The 26056-nt window shown below is 63.8% G+C and carries 23 protein-coding genes and 1 pseudogene; 11 read left to right on the top strand and 13 right to left on the bottom strand.

Annotation, left to right across the window (positions count from 1 at the left end; translation table 11 throughout):
• The 9 genes and pseudogenes from BLW48_RS14335 to BLW48_RS14295 all read left to right on the top strand — a co-directional run.
• Positions 1-186 (top strand): annotated as a pseudogene (locus BLW48_RS14335) (hypothetical protein); the annotation flags it as partial.
• Positions 187-253: 67 nt separating this feature from the next.
• Positions 254-592 carry a P-II family nitrogen regulator gene (gene glnK, locus BLW48_RS14330; protein WP_007833403.1) on the top strand — a complete coding sequence of 113 codons (339 nt, stop codon included), beginning with the start codon at positions 254-256 and terminating at the stop codon, positions 590-592.
• 29 nt (positions 593-621) lie between these two features.
• The gene (locus BLW48_RS14325; protein ID WP_093175630.1) at positions 622-2049 is read left to right on the top strand and encodes an ammonium transporter; all 1428 of its coding nucleotides are present in this window, start codon (positions 622-624) and stop codon (positions 2047-2049) included.
• A 191-nt stretch (positions 2050-2240) separates the two neighbouring features.
• A complete protein-coding gene (locus BLW48_RS14320) occupies positions 2241-3173 on the top strand; it encodes an SMP-30/gluconolactonase/LRE family protein (RefSeq protein ID WP_093175626.1) in 933 nt (310 codons plus the stop codon).
• A 114-nt stretch (positions 3174-3287) separates the two neighbouring features.
• On the top strand, positions 3288-4172 hold the full coding sequence (locus BLW48_RS14315; protein ID WP_093053249.1) for a LysR substrate-binding domain-containing protein: 885 nt from the start codon (positions 3288-3290) through the stop codon (positions 4170-4172).
• A 117-nt stretch (positions 4173-4289) separates the two neighbouring features.
• Complete coding sequence (locus BLW48_RS14310) at positions 4290-5792, top strand: FAD-linked oxidase C-terminal domain-containing protein (RefSeq protein WP_093175623.1); 1503 nt, start codon at positions 4290-4292, stop codon at positions 5790-5792.
• A 5-nt stretch (positions 5793-5797) separates the two neighbouring features.
• The gene (glcE, locus tag BLW48_RS14305) at positions 5798-6904 is read left to right on the top strand and encodes a glycolate oxidase subunit GlcE (RefSeq protein WP_093175689.1); all 1107 of its coding nucleotides are present in this window, start codon (positions 5798-5800) and stop codon (positions 6902-6904) included.
• A gap of 17 nt (positions 6905-6921) precedes the next feature.
• Positions 6922-8169 (top strand): glycolate oxidase subunit GlcF, encoded by a 1248-nt coding sequence (glcF, locus tag BLW48_RS14300; RefSeq protein ID WP_093175621.1) that lies wholly within the window; start codon positions 6922-6924, stop codon positions 8167-8169.
• An 89-nt stretch (positions 8170-8258) separates the two neighbouring features.
• A complete protein-coding gene (locus BLW48_RS14295; RefSeq protein WP_093076682.1) occupies positions 8259-8696 on the top strand; it encodes a hypothetical protein in 438 nt (145 codons plus the stop codon).
• A 21-nt stretch (positions 8697-8717) separates the two neighbouring features.
• Here the strand turns inward: BLW48_RS14295 and BLW48_RS14290 are convergent, their stop codons facing one another.
• The 3 genes from BLW48_RS14290 to lplT all read right to left on the bottom strand — a co-directional run bounded on the left by BLW48_RS14290 (position 8718) and on the right by lplT (position 11478).
• Positions 8718-9206 (bottom strand): glutathione peroxidase, encoded by a 489-nt coding sequence (locus tag BLW48_RS14290; protein WP_093175618.1) that lies wholly within the window; start codon positions 9204-9206, stop codon positions 8718-8720.
• An 11-nt stretch (positions 9207-9217) separates the two neighbouring features.
• A complete protein-coding gene (locus tag BLW48_RS14285) occupies positions 9218-10108 on the bottom strand; it encodes a DMT family transporter (protein WP_093175615.1) in 891 nt (296 codons plus the stop codon).
• A 65-nt stretch (positions 10109-10173) separates the two neighbouring features.
• Entirely contained in the window at positions 10174-11478 is a 1305-nt protein-coding gene (lplT, locus tag BLW48_RS14280) for a lysophospholipid transporter LplT (RefSeq protein ID WP_093175613.1), read from the bottom strand.
• Positions 11479-11660: 182 nt separating this feature from the next.
• Between lplT and alr the strand changes: the two genes are divergently transcribed.
• Both alr and BLW48_RS14270 read left to right on the top strand, forming a co-directional pair.
• Entirely contained in the window at positions 11661-12761 is a 1101-nt protein-coding gene (gene alr, locus BLW48_RS14275) for an alanine racemase (RefSeq protein WP_093175610.1), read from the top strand.
• Positions 12758-13507: a hypothetical protein gene (locus BLW48_RS14270; protein ID WP_093175608.1), complete on the top strand. Its 750-nt coding sequence runs from the start codon at positions 12758-12760 to the stop codon at positions 13505-13507. The genes alr and BLW48_RS14270 overlap by 4 nt, the downstream gene beginning before the upstream one ends.
• A gap of 2 nt (positions 13508-13509) precedes the next feature.
• Here BLW48_RS14270 and BLW48_RS14265 read toward each other — a convergent pair whose 3' ends face one another.
• The 10 genes from BLW48_RS14265 to BLW48_RS14220 form a co-directional block, all read right to left on the bottom strand.
• Positions 13510-14313, bottom strand: coding sequence for a phytanoyl-CoA dioxygenase family protein (locus BLW48_RS14265; protein WP_093175605.1), 804 nt, complete (start codon positions 14311-14313; stop codon positions 13510-13512).
• Positions 14314-14342: 29 nt separating this feature from the next.
• A complete protein-coding gene (locus BLW48_RS14260) occupies positions 14343-15572 on the bottom strand; it encodes a lipopolysaccharide biosynthesis protein (protein WP_093175602.1) in 1230 nt (409 codons plus the stop codon).
• A gap of 5 nt (positions 15573-15577) precedes the next feature.
• Positions 15578-16846, bottom strand: a complete 1269-nt coding sequence (locus BLW48_RS14255; RefSeq protein WP_093175599.1) for a hypothetical protein — start codon at positions 16844-16846, stop codon at positions 15578-15580.
• Positions 16843-17916 (bottom strand): glycosyltransferase, encoded by a 1074-nt coding sequence (locus tag BLW48_RS14250; RefSeq protein ID WP_093175597.1) that lies wholly within the window; start codon positions 17914-17916, stop codon positions 16843-16845. Before BLW48_RS14250 ends, BLW48_RS14255 begins: the two co-directional genes overlap by 4 nt.
• Positions 17917-17929: 13 nt before the next feature.
• Positions 17930-19081, bottom strand: coding sequence for a polysaccharide pyruvyl transferase family protein (locus BLW48_RS14245; protein ID WP_093175594.1), 1152 nt, complete (start codon positions 19079-19081; stop codon positions 17930-17932).
• Complete coding sequence (locus BLW48_RS14240) at positions 19078-20136, bottom strand: hypothetical protein (RefSeq protein ID WP_256330775.1); 1059 nt, start codon at positions 20134-20136, stop codon at positions 19078-19080. Before BLW48_RS14240 ends, BLW48_RS14245 begins: the two co-directional genes overlap by 4 nt.
• Positions 20137-20228: 92 nt before the next feature.
• Positions 20229-21008 carry a sugar transferase gene (locus BLW48_RS14235; RefSeq protein ID WP_256216746.1) on the bottom strand — a complete coding sequence of 260 codons (780 nt, stop codon included), beginning with the start codon at positions 21006-21008 and terminating at the stop codon, positions 20229-20231.
• Between the two features lie 268 nt (positions 21009-21276).
• The gene (locus tag BLW48_RS14230; protein ID WP_093053297.1) at positions 21277-23541 is read right to left on the bottom strand and encodes a polysaccharide biosynthesis tyrosine autokinase; all 2265 of its coding nucleotides are present in this window, start codon (positions 23539-23541) and stop codon (positions 21277-21279) included.
• A complete protein-coding gene (locus BLW48_RS14225) occupies positions 23538-23996 on the bottom strand; it encodes a low molecular weight protein-tyrosine-phosphatase (protein WP_093175592.1) in 459 nt (152 codons plus the stop codon). The genes BLW48_RS14230 and BLW48_RS14225 overlap by 4 nt, the downstream gene beginning before the upstream one ends.
• Positions 23993-25156 (bottom strand): polysaccharide biosynthesis/export family protein, encoded by a 1164-nt coding sequence (locus BLW48_RS14220; RefSeq protein WP_093053301.1) that lies wholly within the window; start codon positions 25154-25156, stop codon positions 23993-23995. The genes BLW48_RS14225 and BLW48_RS14220 overlap by 4 nt, the downstream gene beginning before the upstream one ends.
• Between the last annotated feature and the right edge of the window lie 900 nt (positions 25157-26056).

Raw genomic sequence — 26056 nt, 5'->3', positions numbered from 1 at the left:
GTCGGCGCGAGCTACGACTTCGGCAACGGCCTGTCGCTGACCGGCTCGGTGCAGGGCGCCAACAAGAAGAGCTCGTACCTGGCAGTGGCCAACCCGGGCGTCGACCTCGGCTTCGGCACCTTCGGCCAGACGACCTACTCGCCGAACAAGGCGCGCTTCATCCTCACGCTGACGAAGACGCTGTAATCCATACAACAACGAGGTGCGGCCCAAGCTGCCGCGCCATTCCATTTCCATCCGAAGGAGAAAACTCATGAAGCTGGTCACAGCCATCATCAAACCGTTCAAGCTCGATGAGGTGCGCGAAGCACTGTCGGCCATCGGCGTGCAGGGGATTACCGTCACTGAGGTCAAGGGCTTCGGTCGCCAGAAGGGCCACACCGAGCTCTACCGCGGCGCGGAGTACGTGGTCGACTTCCTGCCCAAGGTCAAGATCGAAGCGGCCGTCTCCGACGACCTGGTCGATCGCGTGATCGAGGCTGTCGAAGGCGCGGCACGCACCGGCAAGATCGGCGACGGCAAGATTTTTGTCTACAACCTCGAACAAGTCGTGCGCATCCGCACCGGCGAAACGGGCCGCGAAGCCCTCTGATCGAGTCCAGGCCCGAAAGAACAACGATTATGAAAAAACTGCTTGTCTCTCTTGCGCTCGGCTTGAGCGTGTTGGCTGCCGGTACTGCCGGCTTCGCGCAAACCCCCGCTGCGGCCACGGCCGAAGCACCGGCCGCGTCGGCATCGGCCCCCGCTGCCGCGCCTGCAGCCGCAGCAGCTCCGGCCGCTGCCGCCGACGCAGCTCCCGCGGCGCCCGCCGCCGCACCCGCTCCGAAGATCGACTCCGGCGACACCGCCTGGATGCTGACTTCGACGCTTCTCGTGATCCTGATGACCATTCCCGGCCTCGCGCTGTTCTACGGTGGCCTGGGCCGCTCGAAGAACATGCTGTCGGTGCTGATGCAGGTCTTCGTGATCTTCTCGCTGATCAGCATCCTGTGGGCCATCTACGGCTACAGCCTGGCCTTCTCCGGTGACGGCAACTTCTTCGGAGGATTCGACAAGATCTTCATGAAGGGCATCACGCAGGAGACCTTCGGCGCGCTGACCACGATTCCCGAATACGTGTTCGTCGCCTTCCAGGGCACTTTCGCGGCCATCACCGTGGCGCTGATCGTCGGCGCGTTCGCAGAGCGTGCCAAGTTCTCGGCCGTGCTGCTGTTCTCGGTGCTGTGGTTCACCTTCAGCTACGTGCCGATCGCCCACATCGTGTGGGGCGGCGGCCTGCTGGGCAAGGACGGCGCACTCGACTTCGCTGGCGGCACCGTGGTGCACATCAACGCCGGTGTGGCTGGCCTGGTTGGCGCCTACATGGTCGGCAAGCGCGTCGGCTACGGCAAGGAAGCGTTCACGCCTCACTCGCTCACGCTCACCATGGTCGGCGCTTCGCTGCTGTGGGTCGGCTGGTTCGGCTTCAACGCCGGCTCGGCTGGTGCTGCCAACGCCGTCGCCGGCCTGGCCTTCATCAACACGGTGCTCGCCACCGCTGCCGCGGCCCTGTCGTGGATCCTGGGTGAAAGCCTGCACAAGGGCAAGGCCTCGATGCTGGGCGCCGCGTCCGGTGCCGTTGCCGGCCTCGTGGCCGTCACGCCTGCCGCCGGTTTCATCGGCCCGATGGGTTCGATCGTGCTGGGCCTGCTGGCCGGCCTGATCTGCCTGTGGGGCGTGGGCGGCCTGAAGCGCATGCTCGGTGCCGACGACGCGTTCGACGTGTTCGGCGTGCACGGCGTGGGCGGTATCCTGGGTGCCATCCTGACCGGCGTGTTCGCGGCCAAGGGCCTCGGCGGCACCGGCGGCGCAACGCCCGACACCTTCGCGATGGGTGCACAGGTCTGGATCCAGATCAAGAGCGTGGCGCTCACCGTCGTGTGGTCCGGCGTGGTTGCCTTCATCTCCTACAAGATCGCCGACCTGACCCTCGGCCTGCGTGTGTCGGAAGAGGAAGAGCGCGAAGGCCTCGACATCTCGTCGCACGGCGAAACGGCTTACAACCGCTGATCTGCTCTGGCCGGGTTGCCTTCGGGCAGCCCCGCCACTGAAACGACCACCACCACCTTTTACAAGAACAATTCTTCGTAACGAGTTTTTCAAGCGAGGTCTCCTTTGGATGTTCAGCCCGCAAGCGCTCCGGCGCCAGCGGGCTTTTTTTTGCCCTTTGCCGCGATGGCCGGGGGCACAATCGCGACACCATGTGGACCTCCCTCGAAGACAGCCTCTGCGAACTCGGCGAGTCGCCGTTCTGGCATCCCCAGGAGCGCTCGCTCTATTGGCTCGACATTCCCGGCCGCGCCGTGCTGCGCACCCGCGGCGACATCGGCTCCGCCAATGCCAGGGTCGAGCGATGGCCGCTGTCCACCGAGCCCGGCTGCATGGCGCCCGCGCGCAGCGGCGGCCTCGTGATTGCGCTGCGCGACGGCATCTACCGCGCGCGCGAGTGGGGCGGCGAACTGGTCGCGATGGCGCGCGTGGAGCACGACGTGCGCACCATGCGCTTCAACGACGGCAAGTGCGATGCGCTGGGCCGCTTCTGGGGCGGTTCGCTCAACGAAGCCAAGGACCGCGCCAATGCCGCGCTCTATTGCTTCGATGCACGCCCCGACACCGGCGTCTCGCCCACGCTGACGCAGATGGCCAACGAGTCCACCACCGCCAACGGCCTCGCTTTCTCGCCCGATGCCCGCACCCTCTACTGGGCCGACACCGCCGCGCACGTGGTGTGCGCGTGGGACTGGGACGCCGAAGGCAACTCGCTCTCGCACGCCCGCGTGTTCCACCAGTTCGACGCCAAGCCTGAGGGCTGGACGCCCGAAGCACCGATGGGCTACCAAGGCCGCCCCGACGGCGCCACCATCGACGCGCAAGGCCACTATTGGGTTGCCATGTTCGAAGGCGCGCAGCTGCTGCGCTTTGCACCTTCGGGCGAAATCGTGGCCTTTGTTCCCGTGCCTGTTCAATGCCCGACCATGCCCTGCTTCGGCGGCGATGACCTGAAGACGTTGTTCGTCACCAGCGGCCGCAAGGGTCGGCCTGTCGCCGAGATCGAGCGATTGCCCGCCTCGGGCACGGTGATCTCGATGCGCGTCGATACGCCTGGGTTGCCGGTCAGCTTCTTTGAGGACTAGGGTGAGTTGTGACGTGGTTTGTTCAGGGCGCGCGATCACGCCGACGGGGGACATTCGCGCAGGGGAGTACCCGGTGTTATTCGCACGCGCCCTGAACAAAAGCACAAGAACCGCATGGCCCTGCAACACATCCCACCCATCCAGTGCCTGCTGACCTTCGAGGCAGTGGCCCGGCTGCGCCACGCGGGCCGCGCAGCCGATGAGTTGTGCGTCACGCCCAGTGCGGTGAGCCACCGCATCCGGCAGCTCGAATCGCACATCGGCTTCAAGCTCTTCGGCCGCAGCGACTTCAGCCTCACGGCCGACGGTGCAGCCTACCTCGCGAACGTGCGCACGGGGCTTGCTGCGCTGCAGGCCACGCCGCTCGGCGCCAACGCAGCCCAACGCGCCACGCGCCTGCGCATCGCCGTCACGCCGACCTTCAGCCGCCAGTTCCTCATGCCGAGGCTGGAGCTGTTCCGCAACATCTATCCAGACATCGAACTGGTGCTGCAGGTGTCGATCCCGCTGCTCGACGTCACGGCCGAGCAGGCTGACCTCGAAGTGCGCTACGGCCCCGGCGGGTACGCCGACTGTGAGCACCGGCTCCTGCTCGAGGAGCAGGTCGTGCCCGCCTGCAGCCCGAGCTACCTCAACGAGTTCGGCCCCTTCACCGGTTTTCGCACTGCGGCGGAGATTGCCAGCGCACGGCTGATCCGCAGCCCGCTCGAACCCTGGGGCACTTGGTTCGCGAGCTGCGGGCTCGACCAGCCCGAGCCGAACATCGGCTCGCAGTTCAACGACCTGGGGCTTGTGTACGACGCCGCGGCCAGCGGCTTCGGCGTGGCGCTGGTACGGCAGAAGATGGGCGCGGCGTGGTTCGAATCGGGCCGGCTGGTGGCGCTGTCCGACCAGGCTGTGCTGTCGCCGCACCGGCACTACATCTGCTGGCAGCCGGGCACGCTCGAGCGCTGGGAATGCGCGGCCTTTGCCGACTGGCTCGAACAGAGCCTGCGCTGAACCCGCGAAGTTCTTTCAAGCGCCCGGCAAAAATCCATCAACCCGGGCCTGCCGCAATGTCCGTAGAGTGCGGGTAGAACCGAGACATCCCGCGAGCAGAAGAAAAGAGGTCGCCGCATGAACGCGCCGCTCACCCCCACGCAAAACGATTCGCTACAGAAAACAGAGCGCCAGTCCCAGGTGGTGCGAGCGCTGCAGGCTCATCTGCCAGCCCACGCCCTGATCTGGCACGCAGAAGACACCACCCCCTACGAGTGCGACGGCCTCACCGCCTACCGCGCCCGCCCGCTCGTGGTGGCCCTGCCCGAAACCGAGGCGCAGGTGGCCGCCGTGCTCAAGACCTGCCATCAGCTCGGCGTGCCCGTGGTGGCGCGTGGCGCGGGCACCGGGCTCTCGGGCGGCGCCATGCCGCACACCATGGGCGTGACCATGTCGCTTGCCAAGTTCAACCGCATCCTGAAGATCGACCCGGTCAGCCGCACGGCCATCGTGCAGTGCGGCGTGCGCAACCTGGCCATCAGCGAGGCGGCCGCGCCCTTCAACCTCTACTACGCGCCCGATCCGTCGAGCCAGATCGCCTGCACCATCGGCGGTAACGTGGCCGAGAACTCGGGCGGCGTGCACTGCCTGAAGTACGGCCTGACGCTGCACAACGTGCTGCGCGTGCGTGGCTTCACCGCCGAAGGCGAGCCCATCGAATTCGGCGGCGAGGCGCTCGACGCGCCGGGGCTCGACCTGCTCGCGCTCGTCATCGGCAGCGAAGGCATGCTGGCCGTGACCACCGAAGTCACCGTCAAGCTCGTGCCCAAGCCGCAGCTCGCGCGCTGCATCATGGCCAGCTTCGACGACGTGCGCAAAGCCGGCGACGCAGTGGCCGCGGTGATCGCGGCCGGCATCATCCCGGCAGGGCTGGAGATGATGGACAAGCCCATGACCGCCGCCGTCGAAGACTTCGTGCGCGCGGGCTACGACCTCGATGCCGCCGCCATCCTGCTGTGCGAATCCGACGGCACGCCCGAGGAAGTGGAAGAAGAAATCGGCCGCATGACCGCCGTGCTGCGTGGCTGCGGCGCGACCGCCATCGCGGTGAGCAGCAGCGAAGAAGAGCGCATGAAGTTCTGGAGCGGGCGCAAGAACGCGTTTCCCGCCTCGGGCCGCATCAGCCCCGACTACATGTGCCTCGACTCGACCATTCCGCGCAAGCGCCTGGCCGACATCCTGCTGGCCATCCAGGAGATGGAGAAGAAATACAACCTGCGCTGCTGCAACGTGTTCCACGCGGGCGACGGCAACCTGCATCCGCTGGTGCTGTTCGACGCCAACGACCCCGACGAGCTGCACCGCTGCGAGCTGTTCGGCGCCGACATCCTGGAGACCAGCGTCGCGATGGGCGGCACCGTCTCGGGCGAGCATGGCGTGGGCGTGGAAAAACTCAACAGCATGTGCGTGCAGTTCACCGCCGCGGAGAACGAGCAGATGTTCGGCGTCAAGCGCGCCTTCGATCCCGAGGGCATGCTGAACCCCGGCAAGGTGATTCCCACGCTGCAGCGCTGCGCCGAGTACGGCAAGCAGGTCGTGCGTGGGGGCAAGCTGCAGCATCCGGATCTGCCGAGGTTCTGATGACGATGGACAACGCACTTCACCAGGTCGTCGAGCGCATCCGCGCCGCCACTGCCGACGCCACGCCGCTGTGCATTCGCGGCGGCGGCACCAAGGATTTCTACGGCGAGCCGCCGCAAGGCGAGCTGCTCGACACGCGTTCGCTCGCCGGCATCACCAGTTATGAGCCCAGCGAGCTGGTCGTCACCGCGCGTGCCGGTACGCCGCTCGCTGAACTCGAAGCGGCGCTGGCAGAAAAGGGCCAGTGCCTGCCGTTCGAGCCGCCGTGCTTCGGCAGCAACGGCACCGTCGGTGGCATGGTCGCCGCAGGCCTCAGCGGGCCGGCGCGTGCCAGCGTCGGCGCGGTGCGCGACTACGTGCTCGGTGCCACGATCGTCAACGGCCGCGGCGAGGTGCTGACCTTCGGCGGCCAGGTGATGAAGAACGTCGCGGGCTACGACGTCTCGCGCGTGCTAGCCGGCTCGCTCGGCACGCTGGGCGTGATCGTCGAGGCGAGTCTCAAGGTGCTGCCCGTGGCGCCCGCCGAAGCCACGCTCGAGTTCGCTTGCAACCAGACCGATGCGTTGCGGCTGCTCAATGAGTGGGGCGGCCGGCCGCTGCCGCTCAACGCGAGTTGCTGGTTCGAATACGAAGGGCAGGGCGCGCTCTACCTGCGTTTGCGCGGTGCGGTCGCCGCGGTGGAAGCGGCATGCGCGCACCTCGGCGGCGAGCGCAAGGACAACGCGCGCGCCGCCGCCGACTGGCAATCGCTGCGCGACCAGCAACTGCCGTGGTTCGCCACGAACGAAGGCACGGATGCGCTGTGGCGCCTGTCGGTGCCGCAGACAGCGCCCGTGCTCTCGCTCGACGGCGCCGCGCCGCTGATCGAATGGCACGGCGGTCAGCGCTGGTACAAGGCGCCGCCCGAACAGGCCGCGCCCATCCGCGAGATCGCACGCGCGGCGGGTGGTCATGCCACGCTGTTCCGTCTGCCCGGCTCAGGCACGCAACAAGGCAGTGTCCCGCGCTTCGATGTACTGAGCTCTCCTGTCGAACGCATCCAGCGCGCGCTGATGCGCGAGTTCGACCCCCACGGCATCTTCAACCGCGGCTGCCTGCTCGCGCCCACGTAAAACAAGAACCGACAGACATGCAAACCGAGCTCGCTCCCGAATTCCAAGGCACCGACGAAGGCCGCGAAGCCGAAGCCATTCTGCGCAAGTGCGTGCACTGCGGCTTCTGCACCGCCACCTGCCCGACCTACCAGCTGCTCGGTGACGAGCTGGACGGTCCGCGCGGGCGCATCTACCTCATCAAGCAGGTGCTCGAGGGCAAGGAGCCCACGCGCAGCACGCAGCTGCACCTCGACCGCTGCCTCACCTGCCGCAACTGCGAAAGCACCTGTCCGAGCGGCGTGCAGTACGGCAACCTCGTCGACATCGGCCGCAAGATCGTCGACCAGAAGGTGCCGCGCCCCGCGATGGAGTCGGCACAGCGCTGGCTGTTGAAGGAGGGCCTGTCGTCGCCGCTCTTCGGCCCCGCGATGAAGCTCGGCCAGTCGGTGCGCGGCCTGTTGCCCGAGGCGCTGAAAGCCAAGGTGCCCGCGAAGCAGGAAGCCGGCGCATGGCCCACTGCCACGCATGCACGCAAGGTGCTGATGCTCGCGGGCTGCGTGCAGCCGTCGATGATGCCCAACATCAACAGTGCCACCGCGCGCGTGCTTGACGCAGCCGGCATCCAGGCGGTGATTGCGCCGGCGGCCGGCTGCTGCGGCGCGGTGAAGTTCCACCTGAACGACCAGGACGGCGGCAAGGCGCAGATGCGCGCCAACATCGACGCGTGGTGGCCCTTGGTGGAGCGCCGTCCTGATGAAGGTGGAGTCGAAGCCATCGTCATGAACGCATCGGGCTGCGGCGTCACCGTGCGCGAGTACGGCCACATCCTCCAGCACGACGCTGCCTATGCGCTGAAGGCCGCGCGCATCAGCGAGCTCACGCGCGACCTGAGCGAGCTGCTGCCCGATCTCGTGCCCGCGCTCAAGGCCCGCGTGAAGGCGCCTGCGGGCGTGGTGGCCTATCACCCGCCGTGCACGCTGCAGCACGGCCAGAAGCTGCGCGGCGGCGTCGAGACGCACCTGCGCGCGCTCGGCTTCGACATTCGCGTGGCAATGAACGAATCACACCTGTGCTGCGGCTCGGCCGGCACCTACTCGGTGCTGCAGCCCGAGCTGGCCTATCCGCTGCGCGACCGCAAGCTCGGCCACCTGAAGCAGCTGCAGCCCACCACCATCGCGTCGGCCAACATCGGCTGCATCACGCACCTGCAAAGCGGCAGCGGCGACACGCCGGTGCGGCACTGGGTCGAACTGCTGGACGCGGCGCTGTCTGACAAGGCCTGATCGCACAAGCAGGAGGGTGTTGGTCCGACTCGCGCGAAGCCGGTTCGCGGCGCATCATGGCTGCACCGAATCTGCAAGGAGCCAGTGCCATGTCCCATGTTGTCGCATCCCTTATTCCTTCCACGCTGCGGCGCGTGCTGCTGGCCTGCACCTGCGCGGCCGGTGCGGTGGCCGCGCAGGCGCAAGGCGCCATGCCGCCCTGGCAGGGCGCGGGCCCGGCGCGCTATGTGTGCGGTGGTATCGGCTCCGACGAATCGACGGCCATGCGCGCCGCCATGAAGGACCATCCGCTGGCATTGCTGTTCGCGCGCGCCGATGGCGCCTACCTGGCCAATGTCGACGTGACGATCAAGGGCGGTGACGCCAACAACGCCGCCGCACTGGCGTTCCGCGCCAGCGGCCCGGTCTGCCTGGTCGACCTGCCGAACGGGCGCTACGTGATCGATGCGGCCATGCCCGGCGAAGGCGCCAAGACCCAGAGCGTGACGGTGGGCGGGGGCTCGAAGACGGCCGACTTCAGGTTCTGAGCGGCCAGGGCAGAGGGGGCTTCAGCCCGCCGCCAGCGCGGCCTCTACGTCGCGCGTGAGCGAGGCTGGCGTGTCCAGCGGCGCATAGCGCTTGAGCACGCTGCCGTCGCGCCCGATCAGGAACTTGGTGAAGTTCCACTTGATGGCCGTGCTGCCCAGCAGGCCCGGCTTTTCCTTGGTGAGCCACTGGTAGAGCGGCGCGGCGTTGCTGCCGTTCACGTCGATCTTCTCCATCATCGGGAAGCTCACGCCATAGTTCCTGGTGCAGAAGGCGCCGATTTCCTCGTTGCTGCCCGGGTCTTGCGCGCCGAACTGGTTCGACGGAAAGCCCAGCACCGTGAGCCCCTGGTCGGCGTACTTCTCATGCAGCGCCTCCAGCCCCGCGAACTGCGGCGTGAAGCCGCATTTGCTGGCGGTGTTGACGATCAGCAGCACCTTGCCCTTGAAGGCGGAGAGCTTCACCGGCTTGCCGTCGATCTGGTTGGCCTCGAAGTCGTAGACGCTGGTCATGCTGTTGTTCCTCAGATGGGAGAAGAGGCGCGATCATCGCGCCGCGCGGGCGTTCGTGCAAACGCTGCCCAGACGGCGCCCAGCACGATCAGCGCGCCGCCAGCGAGGATGCGCGGGCTCATGTCGGCCGCACCCAGCGCCACCGACGACACGCTCGCGAACAGCACCTCCGACAGCATGATTACCGAGGTTGCGGCGGCCGCGAGCCGGGCTGCGCCGTACTGCAGGCACACATTGGCGAAGACGAACGCTATGCCCAGCGGCACCGCCCAGCCGAGCCAGCCCGGCGATGCGTGCAGCGGCGAATCGAACGCGCCGAGCGCGGTGCCGCCCAGCGCCGTGATGCCGGCCACGATGGCGCAGCCGCAGAACATTGCCAGCGCGCGCGACTCGCCCGGGGCCTGCCGCAGATGGCGCAGCGCGATGTTGGTAACGGCAAAGCCGAAGCCCGCCGCCACGCCCAGCCAATCGGGCAGGCTCGACGGCACCGGCCAGTCGGCGCCCGGCGCCTTCAGCACCACCACCACGCCGGTCAGCGCCAGCGCCACGCGCGCGAGCGCGCCGCCGGTCGGCCGCTCACCCAGCAGCAGCCAGCCCAGCAGCACGCTCCACAGCGGCATCAGATAGAACAGCAGCACCACGCGCACCACGTCGCCCTGCGTTACGGCCCAGTTGAAACCCACGTTGGTGAAGCCGGCCGCGAAGCCCAGCACCGCCAGCATCGGAAAGGCCGCGAAGCCTTTCCACGCGTGCCGGCGCATGAGGCCCATCACCGTCGCGATGGCCAGGTAGATGAGGCAGGTGGCCCACAGCGGATGCATGCCATGGCCTGCGATCTGGCGGAAGGGAAACCACGAAACGCCCCAGACGAAGGCGTTGAAGATCAGGGCGAGCGCGGGCATGGTGGCGTTGGAAAAGGGTGGAGCGCCGGGCGCGCCGGCCGTTTCACCAACGCGGGCGCGCGATGTCAGTGATGCTTGTCGCTACGGGCGATGGCCAAGAGGTGCTCGACCTCTTCAGGGTACTTCTTGAGGTTGTTCTCGTGCCAGCGCTTGATGAGCCACATGCAGCCCGCCACGACGAGACCGAACGCGCTGATCGCGCCGTAAGCCGACAGGCCCAGCCCCGTGCACACGCTGTAGAAGCCGCCCAGCAGAAGAATGCAGGCCTGCTCGTTGAAGTTCTGCACCGCGATGGAGCGGCCCGCGCCCATCAGGTTGTGGCCGCGGTGCTGCAGCAGCGCATTCATCGGCACCACCAGGAAGCCGCCCAGGCCGCCCAGCAAAATCAGGAACGGCACCGCCAGCCAGACGTTGCTGATGAAGTTCATGCAGATCACCATCAGCCCCATCGCGATGCCCATGGGGATCACGCGCGTGGCCATGTCCAGCCGCATGCGCATCGAGGCGACGATGGCGCCCACGGCCGTGCCGATGGTCACCACACCCGTCAGCGCCGAGGCCTGCGTGGTGTTGTAGCCCAGCGCCAGCGAAGCCCAGGCCAGCACGATGTACTTGAGGTTGCCGCCAGCGCCCCAGAACAGCGTGGTGGTGGCCAGCGAGATCTGGCCGAGGCGGTCGCGCCAAAGGCGGGCGTTGCAATGCCAGAAGTCGGGCAGCAGCGCGGCGATGTTGCGCGCCATGCCGTGCTCGGGGTTGGAGCGCAGCGGGCGCATCTCGACGCCGGTGTGCGGAATGCGCGTGTTGAACCAGGCCGCCAGCACGTAGACGAAGATCAGCACCGCGATTGCGGCCTCGGCCGGCGTGTCGATGCCGGTGTCGATGAACGGGAGATCGAAGGCCAGCAGCTTGCTGGAGATGGAATGCCCCACCAGCGTGCCGCCCAGCACGATGCCCAGCAGGATCGACGCGATGGTCAGCCCCTCGATCCAGCCGTTGGCCTTAACCAGCTGGGACGCCGGCAGCAGCTCGGTCAGGATGCCGTACTTGGCCGGCGAGTAGGCCGCAGCTCCCAGCCCCACGATCGAATAGGACAGCAGCGGGTGCGAGCCGAACAGCATCATCAGGCAGCCCACCACCTTGATGGCATTGCTGATGAACATCACCTTGCCCTTGGGCAGGGCGTCGGCAAAGGCACCCACCAGCGGCGCCAGCACCACATAGAAGACCGCGAAGATCGGCACCAGTGCCGCGCGCTGCCATTCAGGCGCGCCCGAACTTCGCATGAGATCGACGGCAACAACGAAAAGCGCTTGGTCGGCCAGCGACGAAAAGAACTGGGCCGACATGATCGTGTAGAAACCGCGCTTCATCGATGGGCTGGCTGGCCAGAGGGTCTGCTGGCGGTAGTGAAAAAGTGTCGCGTTGCGGGCGAATGGGCGGTTATAGCACGGGGGTGCGACGCGGAATCCGGCGTCCCCACGGTGTTCGACCTCATTCCCGAAGATGCTAAAACGTGGTCTGCATTGTCCCCGAGTCTCTCCCGGAACCACCCATGCCGCGTCCCATACTCGCCACTGTCCATACCGACGCCCTGCGTCACAACCTCGACCGGGCGCGCCGCTCGGCCCTTGAAGCCCGCGTCTGGGCCGTCGTCAAGGCCAACGCCTATGGCCATGGCATCGAGCGGGTCTATGAGGGATTGCGCGGCGCCGACGGCTTCGCGCTGCTCGATCTGGCCGAAGCCGAGCGCGTGCGCGCCCTCGGCTGGCGCGGCCCGGTGCTGCTGCTGGAAGGCGTGTTCGACGCTCGCGACCTGGAGCTGTGCTCGCGGCTGGACCTCTGGCACACCGTGCATTGCGACGAGCAGATCGACATGCTCGCCGCCCACAAGACCCTGAAGCCGCAGCGCGTGTTCCTGAAGATGAATTCGGGCATGAACCGCCTGGGCTTCACGCCCGAGCGCTTCGGCTCCGCCTGGACCCGTCTCAATGCGCTCACGCAGGTCGACGAGATCTCGCTCATGACCCACTTCAGCGACGCCGACGGCGCGCGCGGCATCGGCCACCAGTTCGAGACCTTCGAGCGTGTCACCCGCGACCTGCCGGGCGAACGCTCCATCGCCAACAGCGCCGCCACCCTGCGCCACGCCGACCAGACGCGTGGCGACTGGGTGCGCCCCGGCATCCTGCTGTACGGCAGCGCGCCCGACTTTCCCGAACACGATTCGGCGCACTGGCAACTGCAGCCCACCATGACGCTGTCGACCCAGCTCATCTCGGTGCAGACGCTGAAGGCCGGCGACACCATCGGCTACGGCTCCAACTTCACGGCCGAGGGCCCCCTCACCATCGGCGTGGCGGCAGTCGGCTATGCCGACGGCTATCCGCGCCACTGCAACACCGGCACGCCGGTGCTGGTGAACGGCGTGCGCACCCGCATGGTCGGCCGCGTGAGCATGGACATGATCACCGTCGACCTCACGAACGTGCCCGACGCCAAGTTCGGCAGCGAGGTCACGCTGTGGGGCAAGTCGGCCAAGACGGGCGCCGTGCTCCCCATCGACGACGTCGCGCGAGCCGCGGGCACCGTCGGCTATGAACTGATGTGCGCCGTGGCGCAGCGCGTACCCTTCGCTCCCGTCGAAGGTCAATGAAGATCCTTTCCAACTGGCGCTCCGTGCGCCTGTGGGAAACGCAGGTCGAACGCGACCTGCATCGCGACTACAGCCTGCGCACGCACGGCATCCTGATCGGCACCTTCACGCTGCTGCTGATGTGGGGCGTGTCGGCGCTGCAGATGCACCTGCTGCATGTCGATTCGCTGGCGGTGCGCTACTTCCTCACGCTGGGCGTGGGGTACCTGGGCTATCTGCTGGTGCTGCGCTGGTGGGCCAGGCGGCTGGTCGAGGGCCGCAGGACGGACTTCGATGTCGATGCGCCCGACCTGGACTTCGGCAGCGGACGCGGCGGCGGCTCCCAGAGCCACGTGAGCGTCGGTGATGCCCATGGCGGCGATGGCAGTGCCCTGTCCGACGTGGCGAGCGGCGCGCTCGAAGTCGCCGGTTCCGCGGACGAAGGCGCGATCATCGTCGTGCCGGTGGTCGCGATCTTCCTGATCTGCGTGGCCATCTTGTTCGGCGCCGGCTCGCTCGTGCTGCTGTACTTCAGCTGGGACGCTCTTCTGGCCGTGGCCATCGAAGTCGCCTTCTCGTACGTGTCGGCGCGCGCCGCAGTGCGGGTGGCGCGCGAAGGCTGGCTCATGGCCGCCGTGCGGCTCACGTGGAAGCCGCTGCTGGGTGCGGTCGCGAGCGCGGTGATCCTCGGCGCGCTGCTCGATCACTTCATGCCGCAGGTCAACTCCTTGCCCGAGGCGGTGCGCGTTCTGCTGAAGAAGCACTGAGTTCACACGGCGCGAAACACCTCAGGAAAATCGCCCGTCTTCTGTCCGTCGCGCCACGCGAGGCCCGCGGTGTCCAACGGCCCGGGCAACAAGGACGGACGATGCCTCAGCCTGAGTTCGTCGTCGGCGTACAGGATGGCAAAGGCCCTGCGCTTCTCGTTGAAGTTCACGCCGGGGCCGGCATGGTGCAGTGCCCGGTAGTTGAAGACCACCACGTCGCCCGGGTCCACCTCGTAGCCCACGATGTCGAAGGCGCTGCGATTGGCTTCGATGTCCGGCAGTTCGAATTCATCGTCCAGCACCTCGATCTTGCTGCCGCTCAGCCCATAGTGCGTTTTCCAGAGATGCGAGCCGCGCACCACCTCGATGGCGGTCTCGCGCGGCATGTGGTCGACCGGCATCCACACGCGCACGATGCGGTGGCTGTCCGCCAATCCATAGGACGTGTCCTGGTGCCAGGGCGTCTCGGCGGCAGGGCCGCGGCCCTTGTAGAACAGCTGGTCGTAAATCCAGCGCAGCCGTCTCGTCACGGTCAGCTGCTTGGCGATCTCGCCGGCGCCTGACTCGAACACCACGCGCTGGAGCATGCCGTTCTGCACCGACGGCATCTGGTCGATCAGCAGATAGAGCGGGTCGGCATCCACCACGGTCGCGTAGGGCGAAGGAGCGCGGCGCTGCTGCTCGATGCCGTCCTGGGCCAGCTGGATCCATTCGGGCGAGATGATCTTGCGCAGGCACACCACGCCATCCCTCAGGAACCGAAGGCGCTCGTCGATGCTTACGCTGCGAAGCAAAGGGTTGCTCATAAAGATCTCCAAGGCCTGCTTGCCCGTTTTCAGGCACTCTCCCCTGTCGTTGTCGCTCGCATGAAATAGAACAGGCAGCCGATCATCAAAGCGGCCATGCAGGCGAAGCCCCAGGTCATGGCGCGGATGGTCTGGATGTAGGAGATGGGTGGCGTTGCCGCGAACATCAGAATGGCGAACACCACGGCGCCGACGATCGAGCACAGCAAGAGGGCACCTGGCCGCGCGGCCGCCCTGAAGCCTGTCCGCAGGCACATGGTCAGCCCGAAGATCGCGGGCGCATAGAAGAAGGGGGAAAAATCCATTCCCTTGTAGTTCGGACCGAATGCGAGGACGACGAGGCGGGGCCCCAGCAGGCCCAGCAAGACGCCGACTCCTTCGGCAATCACGAACCCGAGCAGCACGAACTTGATGAAATCGCGGAAGGCTTTTTTTCTTCCTTCGGAATTCCAGTTCGCCGCCAATTGCGGAAGCAGGTAGTAGCCAAGCGCCGACAGCACGTACTGCATCGGCAGCAGGAAGGTGATGTAGATCTTGAGCAAGCCACCCTGCTCGGAATCTGCCGAGGAGCCAAGCAGCAGGATGGCCCCTCCCGTCATGATCCAGCTCATGAACTGGGAGAGGCTGGCCTTCCAGCCATAAGCCATCGATTCGCCGACCGTCAGCCCTTGCGCATTCTTCGCTGCCGGGAGCGGAAGCATCACGTTCCCCGCATTCCTGAGCACCAAAAAAAGAAACGGGACCTGGATGATGGAAATCAGCAGCAGGGCTTCCATCCACGTCGCGGGCTTTTCGGCTTTCAGGATGGCGACATATCCCACGCCGACCAGCACACCGGTAACGCACAGAATCCCGTACCGCCGCCCAGTGAGCAGGAGGCTGCGTGAGATCCAGAAGATCTCGTAGCCGACGATCAAGGCCACGCCCACCCAGTGCAGCTGTCCGGGAAAAGCCGCCACTTGCCAGGCCGCGTACCCCAGAAGAGAAAAAAGAACCACCAGAGCCCATGAGAGCCACGCCGCGGATCGATGCGCGTAGTAGCGCTTGATCAGCAAGGGCTCATGCACCATGGCCATGTGCAGGATGTATTGAAAGCTGCTCACCGCAAGGAATGCGGAGGCAACGCCGAAATCCGAAGGCGAAAGCACGCGAGCCAGCGCAAAGCTCAGGAGCAGTTGGCTCGCGCTGTATATGCATTGGTCTGCAACGGCGTAGATCGGACCACCAAGACGTTTTCCGAGTCCGGACAGATGCTTCATCCCGCTCAGTCCGATATGGACAGCAAAACGGGATTGGCAGTCGCCTTGACAGAAAAGCTCCCGCCCGACGGGTTTCCGCAACTGCCTTCACGCATCTGGGGGAAGAAGTCGACGCGCGTGCATTTCTTGCCGCTGCCTGCGGGGACCGACACGGTTTGTTCGGGGCCCTGCGTCCAGACCACGTGCAGCAAGGACTCGCCGCGACGCAGCACCAGTTGGCTCATGCCCTTGGCATCCTGGTACGAAACCTTCTGGGAGTGCTTGGCGATCTTGAGAAACTCGGTCAGCGCGGAATAGGCCTCTTTCTTTTCTCCGGCTTTGGACTTGATTCCGAAGTTGTCTTCCTTCGAAAAGTAAGACTGGCCCCTGTCGCGCCACGAGTAGAGGTTCAGGAGCTTGATGCCCGCGGCGGCATTGATCAGGTACTCCCTGAAGATCAGCGAAGCCTGTGCGTTGCGGTCGCGAACCGGCATGTACGAGGCGTAGCCCCATTCCGAAGCGACGATGCCGGTCTTCTTCAGTTGCCGCTGGTCCAGTTGCGCACGCAGCTTCTGGTAGTCGGCCAGCGCCGTTTCGGGAACCGAGCGGTATGGATGAATCGAGATGTCCGTCAGGCAGTCGGTCCTGGCGGCCGAGACAAAGGCATCTTCCAGCTCCGAAGGAACCTTGCCTCCGGCGAAGGGCAGCTTCGCGAAGCCGTATCCGATGACGATGTTCGGCTGGATCTTTTGCTGCGCCAGCTTGTTGCACAGCTCCGACGAGGCGGTCCCGAAGTTCGAAAGAAGGTTGGGCTGCAGGAATGTCTTGTTGTCCGGCTCGTTCCATATCTCCCAGACGGCGACATCTGTGGTGTGCGCCTTCATGAAGTCGCTCGCAAAGTCCGCGAACATGGTTTCCTTGCTGCGGTTGCCGCCACGCAAGTCCGAGGGCTCGTGTCCCCAGATCTCGCGGCCACCAAACAAAGTGACGATGGCTTCGAGCCTGGCCTTGCGCACGCGCTGGATCAGGCCCGGGTAGTCGATCAAATTGGGGTTGACGCTTTTCAGCGGAGGCCGCACGCCGAACCGCACGAATTCGAAACCGGCCGCACGTATTTCATGCAGGTCGTCGTCCGTGATGGTCGCGGGATCGATCTGCACGCTCAGCGCAACCGGGTACTCCGAGGTCAGGCCGTCGATGCCTCGGGCATTGGCCGTGCTGATCGACGCTGCAATGAACAGCAGGGTGCCCAGCAGCCCGACGAGGCCTCGGGCAAAGAATCCAGAAATCTTCATGGCAGGACCGACTCCTTGTACAGATCGACGATGGCGGTGTTCATTCGCTGCGAAGTGAACTTCTCTTCGAAGATCTTTCGCCCGGTCTGTCCCATCTGCCGCAGGGTTTCATTGGGGATGCCGTCGATTTCCCGCAGCATCTGGTCCATCTGCTCCAGGGAAAAGAGCCGGCCGCTCCTGTCGTCTTCAACGATGTCGACGAGGCCGCCCACAGCGGATGCAAAAACCGCCTTGCTCCTCGCCATGGCTTCGACTGCAACGAGCCCGAAGCCTTCCCATCTCGACGGAACGATGATGGCGTCGCAGTCCTGGTAGACGGCGTCCAGCTCGTCTTTTTCCAGCCAGCCCTTGAACTCGACCCGATCGGACTTGGGAAGAAAAAGGTCATTCCGCACCGCCTCGCCGACGACGATCAGCTTGAAGTTCGGCTTCACCCTGTTGTACGAGTCGAGCAGGACGTCGATTCCCTTTTGCCGGTCCAGGCGGCCGACGAACAGGACTTTTCGCTGGCTGCGTTCGACTTCATCAGGAAGCAATTGACTCGGCAGCCTGGGGCTGACGGAGTCGATTCCGTTGGGAATGCATGTGCATCGCCTGATGCCGGATTTCGACGCGATCCTGACCTCATGGCGGCTGATGCAGATGATGGCGTCGCTGCGCGAGGAAAGCAGCCGCTCGATCCAGCGATAGGCCGACTTCTTGTAGCGGGACGCAGCCTGATCGAATGCCCAGCCGTGGGAGCAATAGACGATCTTCACTTCGCTGGGTATCTGCCCGAGCATGGCCATGACCCGGACGATGCCCCCGGCAATCGAGCTGTGCAGGTGGAGCACGGAAGGGCGCTCCGACTCGATGATCTTCTTGACGCGCGCGGCGTAGCCAACCAGGGACAGGGGGCTGCGGGCGGTGGGCACCACGTGTGCGCTCTCGGGGTTCAGCCAATCGACCGTTCCGGGCAGTATGAATTTCACCTGGCTGATTTCCGGAGAGTTCTTCTGGAAATTCGAAACGATCCGAAGATAGGTTTCCAACCCGCCCTTGAGCGTTTCGGCAACGTGCAGTACTTTCATGGAGATTCGCTCCTCAGATCAATGCGTGGGTTCCGGCGATGACTTCGGTCTTCAATTCGTCCAGTCTTCTGCGGTCGGCATTTTTTTCGTTGAGCAGATTCAGTACGGAGGCCTTCAGCTCTTCCCGGCGTGGCGACAGGCCGAACAAATACTGGGTTCGGTCCGTCAGCTGGAAAAAGGACTCGACCTTCTTGTCCCAATTCATCCCGATGGAGGGAATGTTCAGGCTGTAGGCGACGATGTTTGCGTGCAGCCGGTGCGCCGCAATGCACGAGCAGGCGCTGATCAGCGCAACAAGATCGTCGGGGCGCTTCGGAACGACGAACGAGCAGCCCGGTGCGGCTGCCCGCGAAGAAGAAATCTCGGCAAGGATCTTGTTGTCCTCCGCCGCGCCGTTCGTGAAATACAGCACCCGCGCGCCTTCCGCCTGCAATGCTTCGGCCAGGCCCGAGAAGAATTCTGCGGACCCGCTGGTGCGCGTGTCGCCATATTCGGAATTCATCACCAGCGCATCGAGGCTGCTGACGCAGATTCCCACGTCCCACTTCTTGTCCGGGGAGAGCTCTTCCGAAAAGGCGCTCGCGCAAACCAGCGCGGGGTCGGGAACGACCTTGATCTCGCTGCGCGGGATGTCGAAGAACGCGTGCAGGTTGTTCGCCGAGTCCACATCGCGCGTCGCGTAGAAAACGGGGGCGGCGTTCCTGAGGAATTTCTTGACCAGAAATTTCCCCCAGAACGACCATTTGGCCGTGACGCCAACCGAGACCACCGCGACCTTCTTGCCGCGAAGCAACCTGCTCAGCAGAAACAGCTTGGCGGGAAAGTTCAGCGCCACGTCGCAGAACAGCTGGCCACCGCCGATGAGGACCAGATCCGCATCGTTGACCGCGACGCTCCATTGCCTGCGCCAGCCCAGGAGGTAGTTCTTGAGGCAATACGCGAAAACGATTGCCGATCGCAGCAGGGCCGGCATCTTCTGGAAGATTTCGAACGCGCCTCCGCCACGCAGATTCGATTCGTCGAACGCGACGCGGCCGGCGATGTCGAGGAACTCCACCTTCGCCTCCGGATATTTCATGCCGGCGATGTGAGCCAGCGACGCCGCGATGACCCCGTCACCCAGGTTGTCGCTGTACGGCACCGCACAAATCAGGATTTTTTTCATCTGGAGACTGCTTTGTTCTCGGAAACTTTGATGGCAATGAGGTAGAGCATTACGGAGGTCAAATGCCTGGTGAAGCTGCCGAGATCTGGTTCGAATATCAATTGCACAAGAATGTGCGCTATGAAGAGGCTGCCGAAAAACCTCGGCTCGAATCGATCCGGGTCGCGCTTGGATTTTCGCCGGGCTCTGTACAAAATGATCAGCATGGCTGCGATCATCAATTGCATGAACGCGTCGCTTGCAGTCTGAAAATAAAGAACCGGCGTGATCAGCACCGTCGCGGCATAGACGTAATTGACCAGGAATCCGGGGCCACTCGCGGGAGACGCAATATTGGTAAAAGCCGTTCTGTTGTCGCTGCCGATCTGTTCCGCGTAGGCATTCGATGTATCTCGCGGCGATTGAAGCGTCTGCAAAATGCTGGAAGGTGCCGCCATGATCGCTCCGACGACCACGATGGCGGCCAGAATGTGATATTTAAGAGGGCGCCGCCACAGGTAATAGACCATGAAAAACACACCGACAATCAGCAAATAATATTGCCGTACGAAGACCCCGTAGATTGCGTAAAGAAAAAGAAAGGCGCCGACGGTAAATACTTTCGACGTTCGAAAATAGATGGTCGAAACGGTGATGAACATGGTCATGATGAGCACGACCGTCTCCTTGGACGGCGCAAACATGTTCAGCATGATGCAAGGCGCAATCAGCAGCAGCCTGGCGAAAAAGTCGCCGGTCTTGCGAACGTCGTGGGTCGCGAAAAGCAAAAATATTATGCTCACGCCGCAGGTGAAAACATCCAGGTTGTCGACCCCGATAACGGCGAACAGCGCGGCGGTGACAGCGAACGAGTTGTCCATGTCGCCCGTGCCGCCGTAATTGAGAATCTCGATGATCTTTGCCGAGTCCACGCTCCATTTCTCGGGAAGCATTTCCCTGAAATACGCGTAGATGATCGTGTACACGAGCACGATCAGTATTCCGGCAATCGAGAATTGATTGAAGCGGCGCGTGCTTCTTCTTCTCACCGCCGGTCCCGGAATGGCGTGGCTCATCCGCATGTGGATTCCAATCCAATCATTTCGAAAGCGAAGGAAAATCTGTCCGGCCGGCCCGGCCGGAGCCGATCATCCGGGACCGATGAAATTCATCGGGACCCGTGACCGGCAGCAACCACCCAGATGGTTCTGAAGAAGATGTCCACGTCCTTCCCGACGGAAAGGGTCTCGACATACCTCACGTCCAACGCAACGCGTGCGTTGTAGGTCAGCTGATTGCGACCGCTGACCTGCCACAGGCCCGTGATCCCCGGGCGGACAGCGCAGTAGTGCGACCAGTTCTGGCCGTAGAGCTCCTTCTGCTCGAGCATGCAGGGGCGGGGGCCGATGAGGCTCATGTCGCCCGTCAGCACGTTCCAGAATTGCGGCAGTTCGTCCAGGCTGGTCTTGCGGATGAATTTGCCGAAACGCGTGATCCGTGGATCGTCGTCCAGCTTTTGGTATTCATCCCATTGGCGGCGTGCCTCCGGATTGCTTTTCAGATGTTCCTCGAGCACCTGGGCCGAGTTGGCGATCATCGAGCGGAACTTGTAGAACCTGAATATTCGCCCGTCTTTTCCGTAGCGCGACTGGTAATACAGGACCGGAGATCCGGAGCTGATCAGCACGAAGAGGCCGATCAGCACGAAGAGCCAGCCGAATGCCGCAAAAAAGAACAGCGCGGCGGCAATGTCTACCGACCTTTTCCCGATCCGCAGTACGGCCGGATGATGAATTCCGGTTTGCGAGCCGCCTCGGGACATTTCGCCGCTTGCGTCCGAAATATTCCAGCCTTGCGGTACCAGCGATTCTTCAGGGTGGAGATTTCCCATGGGATTTCCCCGCCCGGATTTGAAGCGCGACAAGATTTCTCGTCGAAATGATTTCATTTTTGACGCACCTTTCCTCACGCAGGCAAAAGCCTGCATGTCCTCTGTTATGGCCTTGGTTTTTTGGCCGAGACGACCCGCACAAATGCCTCGTAGGATCTGCAATGCAGAAACTATTGCGCGGCCAAATGACTCGATGAAGGCAATACGAATGGACTAATTGCCATTTGTAGTGCCTTATTACTCCGAATACTAATTGAGTATTTAATCAATGAGTCAGGGCAAAATCCCGGCTCATGATTTTGAATTTAACTCCAATTTTCACGGTCTAGGTGGAATCCCTGTTGGTATTGTATGTATATTGTAAATGCTTGTAAGCGCCATATTTGTAACTCCCGCTGCCAGCGTGGCGGCGGGTTAGATCAATAGCATTCAGAATTACGCCATTTACCGTGCGACCTGCATGCGCAAGTCTTCTGACGCTCTCATTCAATTCGCCGAGCTGGGTCTTTTCGGCGCGTGCAACGAGTAGCAAAGTGCTCGCAAGCGGGGCGACCGATGCGGTATCCGCGGCAACGAGAACCGGGGCCGTGTCGATGATGACGAGGTCGTATAGCGGAGATAACTTTTCCAGTACCTGGGCAAAGGAATCGCTCGTCAGCAGCTCGGCCGGATTGGGCGGAAGCACACCCGTGGTAATGATGTCCAGATTCGGCAGGGCCGACGGGCGAATCGCTTTCTCGAGGTCGAGCGTGCCGGCGATCAATTCGGACAGGCCGGAAGACCGCTGGATCGAGAGGAATTGATTCACGCGGCCCTTGCGCAAGTCCGCGTCGATCAGCAGAACCTTCTTGCCGGTTGCCGCGGTGATCGCCGCGAAGTTGACCGAGATGAAGGTCTTGCCCACGCCAGGCGTCGCGCCGGAGATGAGAAGGCGGTTGTTGGTCGCTTCCAGCATGGCGAACTGCAGCGCGGTGCGAAGGCTGCGCAGGCTTTCCACCGCGGGGTCTTCGGGGAACAGGTGCGCCAGGACATGCTTGCCGACGACCTTGTTCTCGATGTTCCTCTCGACCGTGCGCTGGGCGGCGCTCAGCGGAATGCTGCTGTAGACGTTCAGCCCGGTGTGGCTTTCGATTTCTCCCGGATTGCGGATGCCGCCGAAGAACGAGTTCCTTGCAATCGCGGCGCCGATGCCGGCAGCCAGCCCCAGGATCACAGCCAGCGCGATGACCAGGGGCCGCTTGGGCCACACCGGTTCTTCCGGAACGATGGCGTCGTCCAGCAGGCGCACGTTGCCCACCTTGCCTTCCTTGGCCAGCCGCATCTGCAGCGAGCTGTTGAGAAGCGATACGTACAGGTCGGTGTTCACCTTGATGTCGCGCTGCATGCGAACGGTGTTCTGCTGCAGCTCCGGCATCTTGCGGATGCGTGCATCGACGGTTGCGAGCGCGCTCTTCCATGCGGCGACCTGGGTGTCCAGCGTCTGGACGGCGGGATGCTCGCTCGTGAAGCGCGCCGTGAGCTCGCGCCGCTTCTGTTCGGCCTCGAGCAGCTTGGACTGCAGGTCGATGGTCTGGGTCAGCGCGTTCTTTGCCTCGTCGTCGAGACTGACCGTGCCGTTCTGGTTTCTGTAGCGGTTGTAGATGTCTTCGGACTGCTCCAGCTGCTTCTTGAACTGGGGCAGCGCGCCGTCCAGGAAGCCCAGCGTCTTCTCGGCCTCGGCCGCCTTGCGCTCCATGTTCTGGCGAACGTAGAGGCGACCGATTTCGTTGAGCAGCTGCGTCAGCTTTTCTGCGTCGCCGCTTCTCCAGCTGACATCGAGCACGCCCGACTGCTTGCCCTTTTCCACGACCTTCAGGTTGTCCTGCAGCGCCAGGAGCGTCAGCTGCGTCGAAGACCGCACGAGCTGGAACTGCGCGCCCGGCTTCGCGTTGATGCTGCTGACCAGCAGGCTCACGCTTCCGTTCGGAACGCCGGGAACGTTCGCCACCAGCAAGGTGCCGATGGAGCCCTTCATCGGCGTGTCGATGTCGGGGTTGCTCAGTTCGTACTGGCCATCGGCCCCGAGGGTCAGCGTGAACGGCTTTTCCTCGAAATCCGCGGGAACGTCGAACCTCGGAACGAGGATGCTCTCGGTGCCCGTCACGTAGCCCGAAAGCCCCATGAAGCCAGGGTCCGACAGCTCGGTGGCGCGGCGAGCGAGCCAGCTGCCCACGATGGGTGCATACCGCGGCCGCGCGCTGATGTAGAGCTTGGTGTTCTCCACGGCCTTGCCGAGGATGGCGCGCGAGCGAAGGATTTCGATCTCGCCCGCGGCCGGAGTCTTCACGCTCAGCAGCGAGGAGGCGGCATCGCCCAGGAAGCTGCCTGCGGAGTTGCCGGAGTCTTCCACCTGCACCGCGACGTTGGCTTCGTAGAGGGGCTTGCCGAGGAAGGCATAGGCCGCGCCCAGGAGCACGGTCACGGCAACGATGGCCGCGACGAGCCAGCGGTGGTCGATCAGGATGTCCAGGTACTCGGCCAGGTTGATGCCGTCGCCATCCTCTTCCAGCGCTTGCATCGGCATCGGCGCGGCTTGCGGGGGTGCGTTCATGTAGGTTGCTGCTCGGGTTTTGTGATTTTCAGAATGCGGTCGATCCATGTCCGGACGCCGGCATCGATCAGGGCCAGGGCGTGCTCGAACGCCGCCTCGTCTTTTCCATACGGGTCGGGCACGTCCTGCGCGACCGAGAACTCGGCAATGCGGAAGACCTTGCCGCGCACGAAGGGGTAGGTCGATTCGAGATGGCGGCGCTGCTCCCGGTCCATCACCAGGATCAGGTCGGCCTGCCGGCACAGCATCTGGCTCACCTGCTGCGCGACGTGGTCCGAGATGTCGATGCCGCGCTTTCGCATGAGCACCTGCGCCATCGGGTCGGCCGGCTTGCCGACGAGCGCGCCGGTGCCCGCGGAGAACACGCGCAGATGCGGCAATCCCGCGGCAAGCAGGCCTTCCGCCATCGGGCTTCGGCAGATGTTGCCGATGCAGACTGTCAGTACGGATCTCATCGGTGGTTCATGTAGACCTGGTCGCTGTAGTAGAGCGCCTGGGTCGCCGGCAGGATCAGGCTGGCCACCCGGCTCCAGGTGGCCAGCGGCACCGAGTCGATGTAGACCACGTCGCGCGGCTGCAGCGGAAAGCGCTCGGCCAGCGCCAGCGCGGCGGGGTTCTTCGCATTCAGGTGGAAGACCGACGGCGAGCCCTTCGTGTTGTTGGCGTTGTTGCGCACGACGTAGATCTGCCCCGTGTTCGCCGTGCCCAGGCTTGCGCTGCCGGCCTCGCCCAGCGCCTCGTTGAGGGTGAGCCTGCCGTTGTGCATGGTCAGCGCCGAGGGCTTGGCGACTTCGCCCATCACGAACACCTTGCTCTCGTCGCGGTTGCGCACCTGCACCACGTCGCCGTTCTGCAGCGGGATCTTGCTGGCGTTGCTGCCCAGGTCCTGCAGCTTGGGCAGGTCGATGAGCGTGGTCTTGTCGCCGCGTGTCAGCGTGATGAACGAACGGTCGCCGCTGGACGTGATGCCGCCGGCCCGGTTGAGCGCTTCGGACAGCGTCATCGGAACGTCGGTGAAGAGCTGCAGCCCCGGCGTGCGCACTTCGCCTTCCACGAATGCACGGCGGCTTCTGAAGGACTGGATGCGCACCGTCACCTGCGGGTCCTTGATGTAGCGCGCGATGCGCTTGGCGATCACGTCGGACGCCTCGATCTCGGTCAGGCCCTGCATCTGGACCCGGCCGATGTACGGAAAACTGATCTGCCCGTTGGCGCCGACGATGAAGCCCGGCGCCACGCTGATGCCCGTGGGGTCCGTCTGCTGGGAAATCACGGCGCCGGCGTTGGGCAGCAGCTCGGGGTGGTCGTAGACGATGACGCCCACGACGTCGCCCGGGCCGATCGTGTAGACCGGGGCTTCGCCGAACAGGGCCTTCACGTCGGGCGGAATCGCCGCCGGCTGCGCCTCGGCCATCGCGCGGATGAGGCTCGGCGAGATGGGGACGAGCGCCTCCTGCGGCGTGCCGTCGGCAGCAAGAGATGGCGCCGGACTCTGATCGGGCTCGTAAGCCACCACGGAGCCAAAGCCCGGTGCGCAGCCCTGAAGCATCAACGCGCCGGCCAAGGCGGCACTCCACCCCATCAGGTACAGGTAGCGTGTCAAATGGAACTCCATTGCGAACTTGGTTTTTTCAACAACTGCGATTCATATGCAAAGCCCGAGCCCGATTTGCGCCGGTAATTCTTTTTATTACCAAGACGCTTTTCCGGCTTGACCGGAGATTTATCGGGAGAGCAATGAAAAAGAAATTGTCGCTGCCTTCGCAGCAGCCCTATTTCGTGGAGTAGACGCAAAAGGCGTGTCCATTCGTGGTGCGACCACGCCGGGGGCAGGGTTATCCCTTGCTTCCCCTTCCGGAGGCCCTTTTTCATTGGGAAGCGAGGGGGCAAACGGCTGGTCAGGATGCCGTCAGCCGAAATGGAAAATGCAACTTATTAATTACCCCATTGATACGGGAAATCGTGGCTCTCGAACCACAGAGGCCACCCGCATAGGGTTTTTGACATTGCGTTCTACTTTGTAAGCAATTGTCAGCTGAGTAGGACGTAGCCGACAAATCGTGGGCTATGAGCTTCAGTTCGTCCAGTTTTAGCGTCGAGCAATGACGCGGGAGGGTACCTAGTCGGCCGCTGCCCAAGGTGAACTGGCGGTAGGATTTTTGAATTACTTTCGAATTCCTTGCCCTCCGCCGGGGCCAGGAGCACCAAGACCGTGCGAAATCTGCCCAGGAAATCGATGAATGATTTCAGGCTAATTGCCGATTCAATTCGGAGGAAATGCGATTTGCGACAGCCTGATTGACACTTTTGTAGTGTTTTTTATTTGCATCATTCGGGCGCCGAAGGATGTTTCAGATTTCAATCAATGAAACTGTGCCTGGCTCATCACGAGCCGGACAAATCAGAAAAAAGAATTCAGATCCGGCCGTGCCGACGCCGTGGCAGGTGAGACCGAAAAAACAAATTGCACCAATTCCCTGCCAAATTGAATGCGAATGTGTCAGGCGAAAAGGCT

The organism is Variovorax sp. YR266, assembly GCF_900107295.1.
Classification (GTDB): Bacteria; Pseudomonadota; Gammaproteobacteria; order Burkholderiales; family Burkholderiaceae_C; genus Variovorax.
The sequence above is the reverse complement of the archived record's forward strand: the minus strand, read 5'-3'. Positions and strand labels throughout refer to the sequence as shown.

Bases quoted from the DNA above. Each gene is read 5' to 3' on its own strand.
- BLW48_RS14260 (WP_093175602.1), bottom strand. From the start codon at position 15,572: ATGAAGCATCTGTCCGGACTCGGAAAACGTCTTGGTGGTCCGATCTAC.
- BLW48_RS14235 (WP_256216746.1), bottom strand. From the start codon at position 21,008: ATGAAATCATTTCGACGAGAAATCTTGTCGCGCTTCAAATCCGGGCGG.
- glcF (WP_093175621.1), top strand. From the start codon at position 6,922: ATGCAAACCGAGCTCGCTCCCGAATTCCAAGGCACCGACGAAGGCCGC.
- BLW48_RS14250 (WP_093175597.1), bottom strand. From the start codon at position 17,916: ATGAAAGTACTGCACGTTGCCGAAACGCTCAAGGGCGGGTTGGAAACC.
- glnK (WP_007833403.1), top strand. From the start codon at position 254: ATGAAGCTGGTCACAGCCATCATCAAACCGTTCAAGCTCGATGAGGTG.
- BLW48_RS14290 (WP_093175618.1), bottom strand. From the start codon at position 9,206: ATGACCAGCGTCTACGACTTCGAGGCCAACCAGATCGACGGCAAGCCG.
- BLW48_RS14285 (WP_093175615.1), bottom strand. From the start codon at position 10,108: ATGCCCGCGCTCGCCCTGATCTTCAACGCCTTCGTCTGGGGCGTTTCG.
- BLW48_RS14230 (WP_093053297.1), bottom strand. From the start codon at position 23,541: ATGAACGCACCCCCGCAAGCCGCGCCGATGCCGATGCAAGCGCTGGAA.
- BLW48_RS14265 (WP_093175605.1), bottom strand. From the start codon at position 14,313: ATGAGCAACCCTTTGCTTCGCAGCGTAAGCATCGACGAGCGCCTTCGG.
- BLW48_RS14240 (WP_256330775.1), bottom strand. From the start codon at position 20,136: ATGAGCCACGCCATTCCGGGACCGGCGGTGAGAAGAAGAAGCACGCGC.
- lplT (WP_093175613.1), bottom strand. From the start codon at position 11,478: ATGAAGCGCGGTTTCTACACGATCATGTCGGCCCAGTTCTTTTCGTCG.
- BLW48_RS14270 (WP_093175608.1), top strand. From the start codon at position 12,758: ATGAAGATCCTTTCCAACTGGCGCTCCGTGCGCCTGTGGGAAACGCAG.
- glcE (WP_093175689.1), top strand. From the start codon at position 5,798: ATGGACAACGCACTTCACCAGGTCGTCGAGCGCATCCGCGCCGCCACT.
- BLW48_RS14220 (WP_093053301.1), bottom strand. From the start codon at position 25,156: ATGGAGTTCCATTTGACACGCTACCTGTACCTGATGGGGTGGAGTGCC.
- alr (WP_093175610.1), top strand. From the start codon at position 11,661: ATGCCGCGTCCCATACTCGCCACTGTCCATACCGACGCCCTGCGTCAC.
- BLW48_RS14225 (WP_093175592.1), bottom strand. From the start codon at position 23,996: ATGAGATCCGTACTGACAGTCTGCATCGGCAACATCTGCCGAAGCCCG.
- BLW48_RS14325 (WP_093175630.1), top strand. From the start codon at position 622: ATGAAAAAACTGCTTGTCTCTCTTGCGCTCGGCTTGAGCGTGTTGGCT.
- BLW48_RS14320 (WP_093175626.1), top strand. From the start codon at position 2,241: ATGTGGACCTCCCTCGAAGACAGCCTCTGCGAACTCGGCGAGTCGCCG.
- BLW48_RS14315 (WP_093053249.1), top strand. From the start codon at position 3,288: ATGGCCCTGCAACACATCCCACCCATCCAGTGCCTGCTGACCTTCGAG.
- BLW48_RS14255 (WP_093175599.1), bottom strand. From the start codon at position 16,846: ATGAAGATTTCTGGATTCTTTGCCCGAGGCCTCGTCGGGCTGCTGGGC.
- BLW48_RS14295 (WP_093076682.1), top strand. From the start codon at position 8,259: ATGTCCCATGTTGTCGCATCCCTTATTCCTTCCACGCTGCGGCGCGTG.
- BLW48_RS14245 (WP_093175594.1), bottom strand. From the start codon at position 19,081: ATGAAAAAAATCCTGATTTGTGCGGTGCCGTACAGCGACAACCTGGGT.
- BLW48_RS14310 (WP_093175623.1), top strand. From the start codon at position 4,290: ATGAACGCGCCGCTCACCCCCACGCAAAACGATTCGCTACAGAAAACA.